This is a genomic window from Streptomyces sp. NPDC058086 (assembly GCF_042885015.1).
In the GTDB taxonomy this organism is placed as follows: Bacteria; Actinomycetota; Actinomycetes; order Streptomycetales; family Streptomycetaceae; genus Streptomyces.
Map to the genome: position 1 here is coordinate 97,107 of NZ_JBHVST010000017.1, position 14,268 is coordinate 111,374.

11 protein-coding genes, 1 pseudogene and 1 riboswitch are annotated in these 14,268 nt (G+C 70.1%); of the genes and pseudogenes, 4 read left to right on the top strand and 8 right to left on the bottom strand.

Annotated elements, in window-relative coordinates:
• Nucleotides 1–405 precede the first annotated feature (405 nt).
• Nucleotides 406–1,263 (top strand): CAP domain-containing protein, encoded by an 858-nt coding sequence (locus tag ACFVWD_RS16245; RefSeq protein WP_389596669.1) that lies wholly within the window; start codon nt 406–408, stop codon nt 1,261–1,263.
• 362 nt (nt 1,264–1,625) lie between these two features.
• Here the strand turns inward: ACFVWD_RS16245 and ACFVWD_RS16250 are convergent.
• A pseudogene (locus ACFVWD_RS16250) lies at nt 1,626–2,774 on the bottom strand (PP2C family protein-serine/threonine phosphatase); the annotation flags it as partial.
• 98 nt (nt 2,775–2,872) lie between these two features.
• Nucleotides 2,873–3,631, bottom strand: a complete 759-nt coding sequence (locus ACFVWD_RS16255; RefSeq protein WP_389596671.1) for an IclR family transcriptional regulator — start codon at nt 3,629–3,631, stop codon at nt 2,873–2,875.
• Between the two features lie 204 nt (nt 3,632–3,835).
• Here ACFVWD_RS16255 and ACFVWD_RS16260 point away from each other — a divergent pair, with 204 nt between their 5' ends.
• Nucleotides 3,836–6,265 (top strand): SpoIIE family protein phosphatase, encoded by a 2,430-nt coding sequence (locus tag ACFVWD_RS16260; protein ID WP_389596673.1) that lies wholly within the window; start codon nt 3,836–3,838, stop codon nt 6,263–6,265.
• Between the two features lie 72 nt (nt 6,266–6,337).
• Here ACFVWD_RS16260 and ACFVWD_RS16265 read toward each other — a convergent pair whose 3' ends face one another.
• Nucleotides 6,338–7,351 carry a helix-turn-helix transcriptional regulator gene (locus ACFVWD_RS16265; RefSeq protein ID WP_389596674.1) on the bottom strand — a complete coding sequence of 338 codons (1,014 nt, stop codon included), beginning with the start codon at nt 7,349–7,351 and terminating at the stop codon, nt 6,338–6,340.
• 96 nt (nt 7,352–7,447) lie between these two features.
• Between ACFVWD_RS16265 and ACFVWD_RS16270 the strand changes: the two genes are divergently transcribed.
• Complete coding sequence (locus ACFVWD_RS16270; RefSeq protein ID WP_389596676.1) at nt 7,448–7,846, top strand: VOC family protein; 399 nt, start codon at nt 7,448–7,450, stop codon at nt 7,844–7,846.
• A 75-nt stretch (nt 7,847–7,921) separates the two neighbouring features.
• Here the strand turns inward: ACFVWD_RS16270 and ACFVWD_RS16275 are convergent, their stop codons facing one another.
• From ACFVWD_RS16275 to ACFVWD_RS16290, 4 genes are all read right to left on the bottom strand, one after another.
• Nucleotides 7,922–8,824, bottom strand: a complete 903-nt coding sequence (locus ACFVWD_RS16275; protein ID WP_389596678.1) for a hypothetical protein — start codon at nt 8,822–8,824, stop codon at nt 7,922–7,924.
• 663 nt (nt 8,825–9,487) lie between these two features.
• The gene (locus ACFVWD_RS16280; protein WP_389596680.1) at nt 9,488–10,240 is read right to left on the bottom strand and encodes a CbtA family protein; all 753 of its coding nucleotides are present in this window, start codon (nt 10,238–10,240) and stop codon (nt 9,488–9,490) included.
• Nucleotides 10,241–10,263: 23 nt separating this feature from the next.
• Nucleotides 10,264–10,485, bottom strand: coding sequence for a CbtB-domain containing protein (locus ACFVWD_RS16285; RefSeq protein ID WP_389596681.1), 222 nt, complete (start codon nt 10,483–10,485; stop codon nt 10,264–10,266).
• A gap of 34 nt (nt 10,486–10,519) precedes the next feature.
• Nucleotides 10,520–10,668: riboswitch (cobalamin riboswitch) on the bottom strand.
• Between the two features lie 120 nt (nt 10,669–10,788).
• A complete protein-coding gene (locus ACFVWD_RS16290) occupies nt 10,789–12,099 on the bottom strand; it encodes an MFS transporter (RefSeq protein WP_389596683.1) in 1,311 nt (436 codons plus the stop codon).
• Nucleotides 12,100–12,222: 123 nt separating this feature from the next.
• On the opposite strand from ACFVWD_RS16290, the gene ACFVWD_RS16295 reads away from it, so the two are divergent.
• Entirely contained in the window at nt 12,223–13,155 is a 933-nt protein-coding gene (locus ACFVWD_RS16295; protein WP_389596685.1) for a phytanoyl-CoA dioxygenase family protein, read from the top strand.
• Here ACFVWD_RS16295 and ACFVWD_RS16300 read toward each other — a convergent pair.
• Nucleotides 13,142–14,260 carry a hypothetical protein gene (locus ACFVWD_RS16300; RefSeq protein ID WP_389596687.1) on the bottom strand — a complete coding sequence of 373 codons (1,119 nt, stop codon included), beginning with the start codon at nt 14,258–14,260 and terminating at the stop codon, nt 13,142–13,144. The genes ACFVWD_RS16295 and ACFVWD_RS16300 overlap by 14 nt on opposite strands.
• Nucleotides 14,261–14,268 lie beyond the last annotated feature (8 nt).

The following is a 14,268-nucleotide window of genomic DNA, read 5'->3' on the forward strand; positions in this document are numbered from 1 at the left end:
GCTCGGCGTGACATCCATCACGCCGTCTTCCCCCATCAACGTGGTGCGGTAGTACATGGCATCCGGGCGATATAGGCAGACTTGCCACCCGGAAACAGACATACGGATCGAATGTTCTTTTGGCATATGCCAGCCGCGGTGACGTCGCACCTCCCGCCAAGCACATGAGGCCTTCTGACGGATTGTCAGGTCTGGTCGCGCCCCGGTCGGTCGGGTCGGCACACCCGTGCGCCCGATTCAAGGGCGTTCGGGGCCTACGAGGCCGGGTAGTAGTGGCGCTCGTTGCCGCTTACTCACCCGGCTTTTAACAATGGCGGCCCCAAACGGCGTCACCACAGCTCAGGCACAGTCTCCGTGCGGAGCCGGCCCACCGGTGGCGCCCCCGCGACGACCGAGCGAGGCCGCATGAGCAAGCACCGCAGGAAGACGCGCCACCGGCAGATCACCATCGCTGCCGTCGTGCTCAGCGCGCTGGCAGTACCGACCGCCGCCATGGCGTGCATGAACGACCAGAGCGCCGCGGGCGCCAAGTCCTCCAGTCAGTGGCAGGGCTGGAAGAACTGGCAGCACTGGCAGAACGCGTCCCTACAGGAGCGGTGGAAGGGCCGCCACTGGACCCCGCGGCCCCAGGAGCCGACCTCGCAGGCCACCACCGCGCCCGCCGCACCTGAAGCGCCGGCCACGACGGAGCCCGCCGCACCCGAGGCGCCCGCCTCCACGACTCCCGCCACACCGGAGGCGCCCGCTTCGACGGCACCCTCCGCACCCAAGGCCACCGCTTCGACGGCACCCGCCGCACCCAAGGCACCCGCTTCGACGGCACCCGCCACACCGAAGGCCACCGCCAGCGCGTCCCCGAGCACCGCGGGCACCACGGCCCCGGCATCCGCCGCCGTAGCCCGTGTCCTGGCCCTGGTCAACAGTGAGCGCGGCAAGGTCGGCTGCTCCCCGCTGACCCTGAACGCGAAGCTCTCGAAGGCCGCCCAGGATCACAGTGCGGACATGGCGAGCCACCAGAACATGTCGCACACGGGCTCCGACGGTTCGGATCCGGGCCAACGCATCACGGCTGCCGGCTACAGCTGGAGTGCGTACGGCGAGAACGTCGCGTTCGGATACTCCACCCCCGAGGAGGTCATGGCGGGCTGGATGTCCAGTGCCGGCCACAAGCGCAACATCCTGGACTGCGGTTTCAAGGAGATCGGCGTAGGCCTCGCACAGCCCGGCAGCTACTGGACGCAGGACTTCGGCACGGCCCGCTGACCTGCGCCTCGCGGCGGCCTTCGTCAGCCTCCTCCGTTGCCACCGCACGGCGTGAAGGAACTGAGCCGAACACCCGGGTCCGCCGCTTCGCCGACCCGCTCGGCGAACCGGATTCGGCTGCCCCGGGACGGGACGGAGCCGGGGCAGCCGTCGCGACCGGCCTCGGACGCCGGTTCGGAGAGGGCCGAGTAGGGAACGGCCGGGTAAGGAGCGGCCGGGTCGGCAACCGCCGGGTAAGGAGCGGCCGGCTCGGCAACCGCCGGCTCGGCAACCGCCGGCTCGGCAACCGCCGGCTCGGCAACCGCCGGCTCGGCAACCGCCGGCTCGGCAACCGCCGGGTCGGTAACCGCCTGGTCGACAAGCGCCTGGTCGACAACCGCCGGCTTGTGGAGCAGGAGCAGCGCCGCGTCGTCGTGCAGTCGACCGCCCACATGCGCCAGCAGTTCGTCGTGCAGCGCGGTGAGAGTGCGCGCCGGCTCGTCGCACAGGTGGCGCGCCAGTCCCTCGGCGAGCGGATAGAACTCACGGTGGTGGTTGCGGGCCTCGGTGACCCCGTCGGTGTAGAGCAGCAGCTGATCCCCGTCGGCGAAGGGCAGCACCTGGAGGCTGGGCGTCTCGCCCGTGAGGGCGCGCAGCCCGAGCGGCGGGGCGGGATGGGTGGGATCCACCGGCACGACGTCCCCGGACGCACGCACCAGCAGCGGCGGCGCGTGTCCGCAGTTCACCACTTCCAGATGCCCTGTCTGCGGGTATCCGGCCACCACGGCGGTGACGAAGTCGTCGGTACCGAGGTTGCGCGCCAGGCTCCGCTCGATCCTGGCGACGACGGCGAGGAGGTCGGGCTCGTCGTAGGCGGCCTCCCGGAAGACACCCAGGACGAGTGCGGCGGTGCTCACGGCCGGCAGCCCCTTGCCGCGCACATCCCCGACGATCAGCCTGACGCCGTACGGAGTGGGCAGCAGCGCGTAGAGATCCCCGCCGATACGGGCCTCCGCCGCCGCCGCGCTGTAGCGGACGGCCACCTGAAACGGCCCGACGGTCGCCGGTACCGGCCTGAGCAGTGCGTGCTGGGCGGCCTCCGCGACCGAGCGGACGGCCGCGAGCACGCGCTCACGACGCCCCCGCAGCGCGCCGGACAGGCCACTCGCGAGAGTGACGGCCGCCAGCGCGGACAGCACGGCCACCAGTTCGCGGCCCGGCACACCGTCCCGGATCCCGAGCGTGGCACCCAGCACCGCGGCGAGGAGACCGACGCACAAGACCCCGCGCGGCCCGCTGGTGGTGGCGGCCAGCGCGGGGCCGGCCGCGAGCAGGGAGAGCCAGATCATGCCTGCTCCGCCGACGAGGTCGACGAGCACGACGACGAGAACGATCAGCACGGACAGTACGGGCGTACCGGAGGCGAGGTGTGCGGCGGCACGTATCCGGGCCGATGCCCCGGGACCGGCCACGCGATTCCTGAGCGGCCCTGTCGGCCAGGGGGCGCCACCATGGTCTCGGGCCTGACTCATGTTTCGTCCGCAGTCCTCACCGTGCGTCGCCCGCACTCCGGAAATGTCTGTTTCATCCAGGAAACGGGTTCGGCTCGGACGCGACAAGCACAGGGATTTCAAATAGTGAGCGACAGGCTCCTGGTCACGCGGTTCGCGGTCGGGACCAGCCGCTCCAGAACCTCCTCCAGCCGGGAGAGCCGGTTCACCGGCAGCGAGACTCCGAGCGAGCCGAGCGTCTCCCCGCTGTACACCGGCACCGCGACACACACCGTGCCCAGCGCGTACTCCTCCAGATCCGTGACGGCCGGAGCCATCGGCGAGGAGTTCAGCCGCCGCAACAGCTCCAAACGACTCGTGATGGTCCGCGGCGTGAGATCCGCCAGGGCATGCCGCGAGAGGTAATCCTGGCGCGACTCGTCGTCCAGCTCCCGCAGTACACACTTGCCCAGCGCGGTCGCGTGCCCCGAGTCCTCGAACCCCACCCACAGATCCACCCGCGGCGCCCGGGGACCGTCGACGATCTCCGCGACCCGGATCTCGCCCTCCTCGTAGAAGGTGAGATACGCGGCGGCCGCCACGTCGTCCCGCAACGCCGCCAGCGTGGGACGCACCCGCCCCAGCAGCGCCTGCCCGCGCCCCGAACTGTGCAACGACTGCACCTTGTCCCCCAGCACGAACCCGCCGTCGTCCAGCTTCCGCACATACCCGTCGTGCACCATCGTCCGCAGCAGGTGATACGCCGTGGCCAGGGGCAGCTCCGTCTCCCGCGCCAGCTGCTTCGCCTGCACACCGTTCTCGTGCGCGCCCACCGCCTCCAGCAGACGAAACGCCCGCTGCACGGACGTGATCAGCGTGGGGCCGTCACGAACACCCATACGACCAGCGTGCGCCCGACACGCCACACGGGCAAGGCGGAACCGCTCCACCCGACTCCGCGCACGGATCCGGCGTACGGCCGATGCCTGGCTTGAGCGCGGAACGGCGCCGCGGGAGGCTGGAGACGACGCCCGCGATGTGCGCCTGGTTTCCTCCGGGCACTCCTCCGGGCTCCGCCGAGGCGAGGACGAGGGTAATAACCCATGGATAGCGAGCACGTCGCGTCCGGAGGAAAGGCACCGGCGCCCGTTCCGGAGGACTCCGCGGTCGTAGTCGATGCCCGGGGGTCGGTCATGGTGTGGAGTGCGGGAGCCACCCAGCTGCTCGGCTACGAACCCGAAGAGATCGTGGGCCGCCGGGCCACCGACCTGCTCTCCGCCGACCTGCCCGCCTCCGCGCGGCGCCACATCGCCGACGGGCGTCAGTGGGCCACGGAGGTGGCCCTTCGGCACCGGGAGGGGGGTCGTGTCGTGGTGCGGCTGCGGGGGGCGCCACTGGTGGACGCGGCGCGCCGGAGGCTCTGGCTCGTGACCGGCGCGGCGCTGACGAACCCTGCCGGACCGTCCGACCCGAATACGGCCGCGATGTGGGGGCGCACGCTGGCGCAGCTCCCGCTGCCGGTGGCGGTCTACGACCTCGAGGCGCGGCTCGTGGCCGCCAACGAGGTCATGACGCGGGTGATGGGCAGGACCGAGGAGGAGATGCGGGGCCTGACGCTGTGGGAGATCGAGCCGAGCTGGCCCTTCGACGAGTACGACAGCCTCCAGCGGGAGGTGCTGCGCACCGGTGAGATGATCTTCCATGAGCAGCACGGCCAGGCTCCCGGCGAGACGCGGGAGCATGCGTGGTCGATGTTCTTGTCGCCGTTGAAGGACGAGGACGGCACGGTGCAGGGGCTGTCGGCGGCCGTGTTCGACACGACCGAGCAGTACTGGGCCCGACAGCGCCTGGCCGTGCTCAACGACGCGAGCCTCCGCATCGGCAGCACCTTGGATGTGACCCGAACGGCCGAGGAGCTGGCCGAGGTGGCCGTGACCGGGTTCGCGGACTTCGTCACCGTGGACCTGCTGGAATCCGTGGCGCGGGGCGAGGAGCCCCAGTCGGTGCCGCCCGGCGAGCCGGTCACGGTCCGCCGCGCCGCGCAGCGATCGGTGCTGAAGGGCTGCCCGGAGTCGGTGGTCGCCTCGGGCGGCACGACGCCCTACCCGGCGGATTCGTTGCCGGTGCTGGCGCTGGTCAGCGGCCGGGGCACCCGGCACCGGTCGGACGATCCGGCGCTGCGGGCATGGGTCGAATCCTCCCCGGCCCGCGCCGAGACCGTGGGCAAGTACCTGATCCACTCGGTGATGATGGTCCCGCTGCGGGCCAGGGGCCTGACGCTGGGCATGGTGCACTTCCTGCGGCACCGGACGCCGGAGTCCTTCGGCGAGGACGACCTGCTGCTCGCGGAGGAGATCGTCGCCAGGGCGGCGGTGAGCGTGGACAACGCCCGCCGCTACACCCGTGAACGCCGCACGGCGCTGGCACTCCAGCGCAGTCTGCTGCCGGAGCGACCACCGGCTCTCACGGCGGTGGACGTCGCCTACCGCTATCTCCCGGCCGGTTCCGGAGCGGACATCGGAGGGGACTGGCTCGACGTGATCCAGCTTTCCGGCGCGCGGGTCGCCCTGGTCGTGGGCGATGTGGTGGGCCATGGCATTCAGGCCTCGGCCACGATGGGACGCCTGCGGACCGCCGTACGGACTCTCGCGGACGTCGACCTCGCCCCCGACGAGTTGCTCACCCAGCTCGACGACCTCGTCATCAGGCTCGACCGGGAGGAGGGTCCGGAGGCGCGCGGACGGTCGGAGGAGACGTCGGGGGAGGTCGGGGCCACCTGCCTGTACGCCGTGTACGACCCGGCGTCCCGCCGCTGCACCCTGGCCCGTGCCGGGCACCCGCCGCCCGCCCTGGTCACCGCGGACGGCACCGTGCGGTTTCTGGACCTGCCCGCCGGGCCGCCGCTCGGCCTCGGCGGCCTGCCGTACGAGTCCGCCGAGGTGGAGCTCGGCGAGGGAAGCCTCCTCGCTCTCTACACCGACGGCCTGGTCGAGGCCGCCGACCGGGACATCGGCGTCGGGCTCGAACTGCTGCGCCGGGCGCTCAGCAGTCCGGCCGACACGCTGGAGGAGACCTGTGACCAGGTGCTGAGGACCGTGCTGAGCGGCCGTCCCGCCGACGACATCGTCCTGCTCCTGGCCCGTACCTCCGCGCTCGGCGCCCGGCGGATGCGGACCTGGCACCTGCCGCGGGACCCCGCGGCCGTCGCCGGGGCCCGCAAGGTGGCGGGCGAGCAGGTGGTCGCGTGGGGGCTGGGCGAAACGGCGTTCGCCACCGAACTGATCGTCAGCGAACTGGTCACCAACGCCATCCGCTACGGCGAGGCGCCGATCCAGCTACGGCTCATCCGCGACTCCACGCTCATCTGCGAGGTGTCCGACGGCAGCAGCACCGCCCCGCACATGCGCCGAGCCCGGGTCTTCGACGAGGGCGGTCGCGGACTGCTGCTGGTTGCCCAGGTCGCCGAGCGCTGGGGCAGTCGCCAGACCCCCACCGGCAAGACCATCTGGGCCGAACAGCCACTGCCCTCCTGACAGCAGGACGCCCCCGCGCCGGCACCGGCGCCGACCGAGGTGGTCGTGGTGGTCGTAGTGGTCGTGGCGGGCTCACGGCACCGGTCCTACGTCGGGCGGACGCCGCCTGGCGGAGTTCACGAGCCGGTCGGCGAGCGCGACGACGAGATCGCGGAGCTCGTCCGGTCGCTCGATCACGAAGGGCCGATCGAGCGACGCGAGCACCGGAGGCAACCAGTCGAGCCGTTCCACACGCAACCGGACACGCGACCAGGGCTCGGAATCACCGTCCTCGCGGCCCGCCGGCGGCGGCTCCTCGACGGTCGCGACGCTTGCCGGCAGCCGGACGTGGATCTGCTCGGCCGTCCCCCGGATCCACAGGATCACTTCGTGCCGGTACGGCGCCTCGGCGAATCCGGACAGAACGCGCTGCGCCGGATCGAGTCCCGCGGGCGGCTCGAAGGAGCCGGGCAGGGCCCTCGCGTCCGCGATGCGGTCGAGCCGGAACGTGCGGCCCTCGCCGCTCTCGGGCTCCGCGCCGGTCACGTACCACCGACCCGAGTGGACGACGAGCCCGTACGGGTGCACCGTGCGGACGCTGTACCGGCCGTCTGCGGCGGTGTACCGGATCGAGACCGGCCGGCGATGGCGGATCGCGTCGGCCACCGAGAGCAGGACCGCGCTCTGCGGTGCGGTTGTCTCGTCGGGCGGAGCGGTGAAGGCGAGGGAGTCGAGCACGGCGTCGAGCCTTCGGGCGAGGCGTTTGGGCAGGACCCGCCGGATCTTGGCCGTGGCCGTCTCATGGGCGGTGCCCGCGGTCGTCGGCGGTCCGACTCGGCGACCGGTGATCAGGCCGAGCAGCACGGCCAGCGCTTCGTCGTCGCCGAGCATGAGCGGAGGCATGCGGTGGCCGGGGGCGAGCCGGTACCCGCCGTAGCGGCCGCGCACCGATTCGACCGGCACGTCGAGGTCGACCAGGTGGTCCACGTACCGCCGCACGGTGCGTTCGTCGACGTCGAGCCTCTCGGCGAGTTCGGCAGCTGTCCTGATGCCGCCCGACTGCAGGAGCTCCAGCAGGGTGAGCACGCGAGCTGTGGGCCTGGGCATGCTCAGAAGTATCCCCGCAATACCGGGCGGAATGTGTCCGCTATCTCTCCTAGCCTCCGTGAGTACGAATCCCACCGAACTCACCGGGAGACCACCGTGAACTTCGTCTCGATCCGTGTCATCACGGGCGATGTCGCACGCCTCGTCGACTTCTACGAGCGCGCGACCGGCACGCGGGCGAGCTGGTCCCACCAGGACTTCGCCGAGCTCAGGACGGCGTCAGCCACTCTCGCGATCGCCGGCATCCGCACCGTGCCGCTGTTCGCGCCTGACGCCGCCCGCCCCTCCGACAACCGTTCCGTGATCATCGAGTTCCTCGTCGACGACGTGGACGGTGTGTACGAGAACCTGACCGGCTTCGTGGAGGACTTCGTCAACAAGCCCACCACCATGCCTTGGGGCAACCGTTCGCTGCTGTTCCGCGACCCCGACGGCAACCTCGTCAACTTCTTCACCCCGGTCGGTCCGGACGCCGTCAGGAAGTTCCCTTCCTGACAGCGCGGGGGCGGAGCTGTCGGCCTCAGCTGTCAGGGCTGAGCCACGCCACGAAGGTGACCCCTCGTGCCGTGGTCATGAGCGGCGTGTGCGACGGGACGCGTACACCGCCCCGGCGCCGAGGGCGACCACCAGGGCCGCGCCGCCCGCGATGGTGCCGACCGGCGCGCTCGCACCCGTCTCCGCCAGCGGCGGCCCGCTGTCGCTGGGCGACGGCTTGGGGGTGGCGGGCGGCGTCGACTCCAGCGGGGGCACGTCCGGCGTCGTGGGAGGCGTGGTGGAGGGCTTGGGGCTGGTCGGAGGCGGGGTCGTCTCCTCGGCGGGAGGCTGTCCGCCCGCGGGAGTCGTGGGCGTGACCGGGGTGGCGGGAGTGGTCGGGGTCGACTCCGACGGCGTCGGGGTGGGCGAGTCCGACGGGCCGGGGGTGCACGGCTGTTCGCCTCCGTTCCACGCCGCTATGAGGTGGTAGGGGGTGACGACGTTGTCGGGCTCGTAGGGCACGGGGCCGTGCCCCTCCCCCGTCTTGCCGTCGTAGGTGACGTCATCGCCGTACAGGTCGATCTGGCCGTAGCAGTCCGGCGTCTTCACGGTCAGCTTCTGCCAGGTCCGCTTCGAGTCGTCCGTACCGGCGACGTCGTCGGCACTGAGGTAGACCGTCGCCTTGTCGACCAGGCTCTGGTGCCCGGAGACGTACCAGTTCGGCCCCTCGGTGGTGTATTCGGCGAGGGACACCGGGTACTTGCAGCCCTCTCCGACGGTCTGACCCGGGGCCAGCCGGACCTGGACGCTGCCGGGAACGGTGTCCCAGAGATGGAACCCGCCCTGCGAGGTCCAGTCGGCACCCACGACGTTTCCGTCCGCGCCGACGATGCGGTACTGGACCGTGGCGGACTCGCACGCCCCGGCGGTCGTGGCACTGGCCACCCCTGCGCCGAGCAAGGGCACGGCGGCGGTGGCGAATGCGGTTGCGGCGAGCACAGCCAGAGTTCTGGAGTGTTGCGAACGCGACAAGATGAGCCTCTGTGAAATCGAAAGTGTGGGAGGTGATTGCGCGCGAGTGACCGACGCGGACGGCAGATCTGGATGACCCGATGCAAGAACCAGCGCACGGACCAGCGGAAGAACCGACGGAAGAACCGGCGGAAGAACCGGCGGAAGGCATGCCGCCCAAGCCACTCGTGTCGCTTCGCTCACTTCAGACGCGGCGAAGCGAGCTGGATTCTTCCAACTTTTAACAACTCCCGTCAATCCTTCACTGGTTGCGCAGTTCCTCCACGGAACACACCCCGGCCGTACGGGACTTACGAGACCGGGTCCCGCACGGCCGCGACGGTTCAGGAAGCCAGGTCCCGGTGACGACGCAGCAGTTCCGCTATCGCGCAGCGCAAGCAGCCACCGTCGGGTGGCGATCAGTTGCTCGTACTCCGCCACCGTGAGGGCGACCGCCTCACGGCCGCCGAGGGTGATGCGGCGCGGCTGGGGTCGTCCGGCCACTCGGTTCCTCCGTTCCTCGCCCGGGTGGTGCCCACCCCATCGCTCGGTTCCGTCGGTCAGGTCCGTGATGCGCCGGCGTCGATGCCCGGAAAACGCGAGAGGGCCCCCGGATGGTTCCGTGGGCCCTCAATCGGGTGTCGGGTCATGTCAGCTGGGAACGGCGACCCGTCGGCTCGCGGCGGCCGTCACCGGCTTGGGATTCAGCAACCGCTCGGCCAACTCGCCGAAGACCAGGCCGAATCCGCCCCACAGGACGGTCTGGATGGCCAGCGCGGAGAGACGGAACCGCCACAGCAGAGTGGCGGGGAAGTCCTTCGGCACCTCGTTGATGACCGGCAGGAACGCGTACGCCAGACCGATCACGACGGCGAAGACGGCCACCGCGGCGACGGTGGCGTACCAGGTGCCGATCCTGGGTGCCAGCCGCTTGCCCAGGATGGTGGCGGCGATCGCGAGGAGCACGCTGAGCACCATCATCAGGAAGTACAGGGTGGTCCGCTTGCCGATGGTGTCGGGGTTGCCGACCGACGGCGGGTTGGCCGGGTACTTCAGGAACGGCACGACGTACACGGCCAGCAGCGCGCAGCCGGACAGCAGCAGTGCGGTCGCCCGCGGGCTGAAGCGGCCGACGCGGCCGAGCGCGAAGGAGAAGGCCAGCGCGGCGATACCGCCGAAGGCGACGCCGTAGACCAGGACGCCGGTGGCGAGACCGGCGGTGGACTGCAGGGAGCGGGAGACGATCTCCATCTCGTGCTCGTGCGAGTGGGCTTCCTCGAAGCTGATCGCGCTGTCGACGTTCGGCTCACCGAGGAAATAGGCGGCGACCAGGGCGAGCAGGCCGGCACCGAGGCCGGCCAGCATGCCCCGCACGAGCAGATTTCTTACCGTTGCGGAGTTCATGGCAGTGCTGGGGTTCCCCTCGGTCAGTGGCAGGGGAAGCCGAGAAGGTGGCGGGCGTCGTGCACCCACTCGTGGACGTCCGAGCCGGAGACGACGGAGGTGGCGCCCTGTTCGGCACCGACGAAGTACAGCAGGACGAGCATCAGGATGCCGAAGAAGACCGCCCACGGAGCTATCGCCTTGAGCGGCAGCGTGGCGGGAACGACGGGGGTGGTGGTTGTCGGCTGGGCGACGGTCTGCGCCATGGCAGAACCTCCTCGGGAGTTCGCGTCCCATCTCGGTGGTGCACTGGACGACGGCTACGGGTCTGACTCACGAGAGGTCCCAGCGGGCTGGAGCCTCTCGTTCACAGTGGCGCGACCGTGCCGGTTTCCCACCGGCTTCCGTCTTGCCGTCATCGATATCGCACCGACCGTACCGCGTGTCGGGTGCGGGGCCAAGACCGCGCCACCTGGCGTGATCTTCCTCTCCCACCAGGTGGCCGATCCCGAGTGAACAGCGGGTCAGCGGTGGCGGAACCCAGTTGAGTTCGGGCCCCGGCCCCGCTCTCAGACCGAGGGGGACCGGTCCGCGTCCTGGGACTCGGGCGTGTCCGTCGTACGACCGAGCTTCTGTGCCTCCTCCAGCGTGCGAGCCCCGCGGAGGGGGGAGAACGTGAGCCAGAAGGAGACGACGAGGTAGGAAACCCCGACGGCCCACAGGGCCGTACCGGGTGACAGGGCGTCGGCCAGGGCACCGCCGACGACAGCCCCCAGGGGCAGCGTGCCCAGGGCGACGAGGCGGTAGCTCGCGGTCACCGCGCCGATCTGGTGCTCCGGCGGAATGGCCTGCCGCAGGCTGACGGCGAACACGTTGAACAGTGCGACACCGAAGCCGTTCACCATCATGGCGACGGACGCGAGCACGGCGACGTACCCGCCGACCCGGCTGACGGCGGGTACGAGCAGCAGACCCACCGCGGCCAGCACCGCACCCAGGGCCAGCACACCGCCGACGGCCCAGCGTTGGGTGAGCCGGGTGGCGCAGAGCGAACCGATCAGGGCCCCCACACTGCCGATGCCGGTGATCACTCCCACCGTGGTGCCGCTCATGTCGAGATCACGGACGGCGAACACCAGGAAGACGGTCAGAAAGGCCTTCTCGTGCAGGTTCGACAGGCCGGCCTGAACGCACAGGTCCCGGATCGGGCGCAGGGACCATGTGTAGCGGAGCCCGGAGCCGATCGCCTTCAGCGCCGACTCACGAGGCTGTTCGGGGGCCTTGACGCCCCGCAGCAGCAGACCGCTCACGGCGGCACCGGCGGAGCACGCGGCGGCCACCGTCAGGGTCGGCGACACCCCCAACTGCCCGACCAGGAAGCCGGCCGCGGCGGGACCGGCGAGGGTGCTGACCGAATACGTCGCCTGGTGCAGGCCGTTGGCCGCGGCGATGGAGTTCAGCGGCAGGAGCCTGGGCAGCGTGGACTGGTAGGCGACTTCGTAGAAGACGGTGGCGACACCGATCACGGCGGCGGCGGTGACAAGTTGGCCGAAGTTCAGCCCGTCGGCCGCCTGGAACGCGGCGAGCACCGCCAGCGCCGCGCCCTGGGCGGCACTCGCGGTGACGAGGGTGCGGCGCGGCGGATACCGGTCGACCATGACGCCCGCGACCAGCGAGAGCACCACGACGGGGACGAACTGCACCGCCGACACGAGTCCCACTCCCGTGCCGTCGGCATGGAGGTGGGTGACCGCGATCAAGGGTAGGAGAAAACTGGTCAGCTGTCCGCCGAAATGCGCCGAGGTTTCTCCCAGCCAGATGTTGCGGAAGTCTTTGTTGTCTGCGATCAGGATTCGGATATCCCTGTCGAATATGGCCACCGCAACCCCCGGTCAAGTCTTCATGAAAAAAATCACGGCAACGCTAGCATGGCGCACTGCGGTCCGCTACCGTGCAAGTCGATGTCGCTGTTGCACCCCCTTTACGGTAACAGGAGTCGCGGAATGTACGACCATTCAGGACTTACCGCCGAGGAAGTCGAACTGCTCCCCTCCGAGGAAGATGTCCGGCTTTACTCGGAGCGTGGCTGGTATTTGTCCGAGAAGCTGCTCACCGACGCCGAAGTGGACACCCTGACCGAGGCGAGCGAGCGCTATTACGCTGGTCAGCGCGATCGGGCACTTCCAACGCGGCCGGACCGGCTGGCCGACTGGACCCCCGCCGACGGAGAAGTCCAGCGCAACAACGATTACATTCACTACCAGGACGAAACCATGGGGAAAATCTTACGGAAGCCCATCATCGGGGCGGTGGCCGCCCGCTTGGCACAGACGCCCGGAATACGCGTTTTCCAGGCCACGCTGATCTATAAGCCGCCCATCGCCGAGGAGAAGTCGAACATTGTCTCTTGGCACTTCGACAAGTATTTCTGGCCCACCTGCTCGTCGGACGAAATGCTCACCGCTTTCATTCCGTTCCACGACTGCGCCGAGGAGTCGGGCACGATCACCATGGTGAACGGAAGCCACCGCTGGCAGCATCGGCACGGCGCCGCCCGACCGGTCGGTGATCCTCGGGACGTGGGGCGCGACTATCTCCTGACCGGTGACGCGGAGCGAAACGGCGCCGTGGTCGAGAAGGTCCCGGTGCACATTCCCAAGGGACACATGACCTTCCACCACTGCCTCCTCTACCACGGCAGCGGCGCCAACCGCAGTCTGCGACCGCGCCGGGCCATCTCGTTCCATCTCCAGGACGGGACGAACACCTACCGAGACCACGCCCTGTCCGACGGCCGGCAGGAGCCCTACAAACACGATTTCCTGGTCCGCAGGACTCCCGCCGGTCAACCGGACTACTCAGACCCGGAGTTCTGCCCGGTGCTGTGGCCCGTCCGCGAGCCCGGCGGCCCGGAGGCCTCCCTCACAGGGGAGTGACGCGGGACAGGTCCCACTCCTCCTCGCTCATACCGGCGCCCGCCTCCGCACGGACCGCGTCGGCGAGAGCCTGGTCCGCCACCGTGTCCCGTCGCAGTCCGGCGGGCGCGGTGGCCGGCAGGGGAACGACGGCCGCCCACAGGGGGTGCAGCGAAGCCCCCCGGTGAACCTTCGCCTTCAGGGCGGAAGGCCCGAGGTGGAGCGTGGTCATCGCGTTGCGTTCCATGTGGTGGAGCGGTTCGTAGTACACGGCGTTGAAGTACTCGTAGGCGTTCCGCGTCCGCCCGTAGTCGAAGCCGGCCACCCGGGCGTAGAAGGTGTCCCTCCAGGCGAAGCACAGGCTGGCGCCGACCAGTTCCCCCTTCTCGTCGACGCAGCGGAACACCGTGCTCAGGTCATCCAGGCAGTTTGCCTGGACGGTGAGGAACGTGTGGATCTCCGCGAGGTCGAGGGAGGCGTCGTACCGGTCCATGGTCTGGCCGATCAGTGGCGCGAACTCGTCGACGCACGCGGACAGCGGGGCCGTCTCCACGTGCAGCCCGGAGTCCGTGAAGCGCCGGATCTCGTACTCACGCTTGCGGACGTTGCGGCCGAGCAGCTGACGGTAGGAATCGAAGGTGCCGCCGTCGTTGTGCACCACGGCCTCGGCGGCCCGCAGCTGCGCCCGCACCCCGAACCGGCCCGCGAGCAGTCGCAGGCTCTCGGTGGTGAGGAAGTCGAAGAGCAGCGCGTCGCAGCCGAGCGTCGCGGCCCTCTCGGCGGCACCGGCGACCAGGGCGTCGAGTGCCTCCCCTGCCGTACCGGGATCCTTCGGCAGCAGGAACTCGTTGTGGTAGCCCGTACGGGTACCGAACCTGAGCGCGGTATGGCCCTCGGCCACGTCCGGCAGGGGCGGCGCGTTCTCCGACGGGAAGTCGTAGTACGGCGTCCCGGCGAGGAGTTGGCCGTCGGCCTCGACGGTGAGGTATCCCGGGGTGGCGAACTCGGGCCTCTCCTGACCGCGCAGCCAGGCGTGGCTCTGGTAGAAGCAACTGCCCGGCGCGAGCGCGTCCCAGGCCTCCCGGTCGATGTCGTCGATCGTCTCGAAGTGCCTCACATCAGGCATGTGTCTTC

Coding starts and splice junctions, on each gene's coding strand:
- ACFVWD_RS16245 (WP_389596669.1), top strand. CDS start 406: ATGAGCAAGCACCGCAGGAAGACGCGCCACCGGCAGATCACCATCGCT.
- ACFVWD_RS16255 (WP_389596671.1), bottom strand. CDS start 3,631: ATGGGTGTTCGTGACGGCCCCACGCTGATCACGTCCGTGCAGCGGGCG.
- ACFVWD_RS16260 (WP_389596673.1), top strand. CDS start 3,836: ATGGATAGCGAGCACGTCGCGTCCGGAGGAAAGGCACCGGCGCCCGTT.
- ACFVWD_RS16265 (WP_389596674.1), bottom strand. CDS start 7,351: ATGCCCAGGCCCACAGCTCGCGTGCTCACCCTGCTGGAGCTCCTGCAG.
- ACFVWD_RS16280 (WP_389596680.1), bottom strand. CDS start 10,240: ATGAACTCCGCAACGGTAAGAAATCTGCTCGTGCGGGGCATGCTGGCC.
- ACFVWD_RS16285 (WP_389596681.1), bottom strand. CDS start 10,485: ATGGCGCAGACCGTCGCCCAGCCGACAACCACCACCCCCGTCGTTCCC.
- ACFVWD_RS16295 (WP_389596685.1), top strand. CDS start 12,223: ATGTACGACCATTCAGGACTTACCGCCGAGGAAGTCGAACTGCTCCCC.
- ACFVWD_RS16300 (WP_389596687.1), bottom strand. CDS start 14,260: ATGCCTGATGTGAGGCACTTCGAGACGATCGACGACATCGACCGGGAG.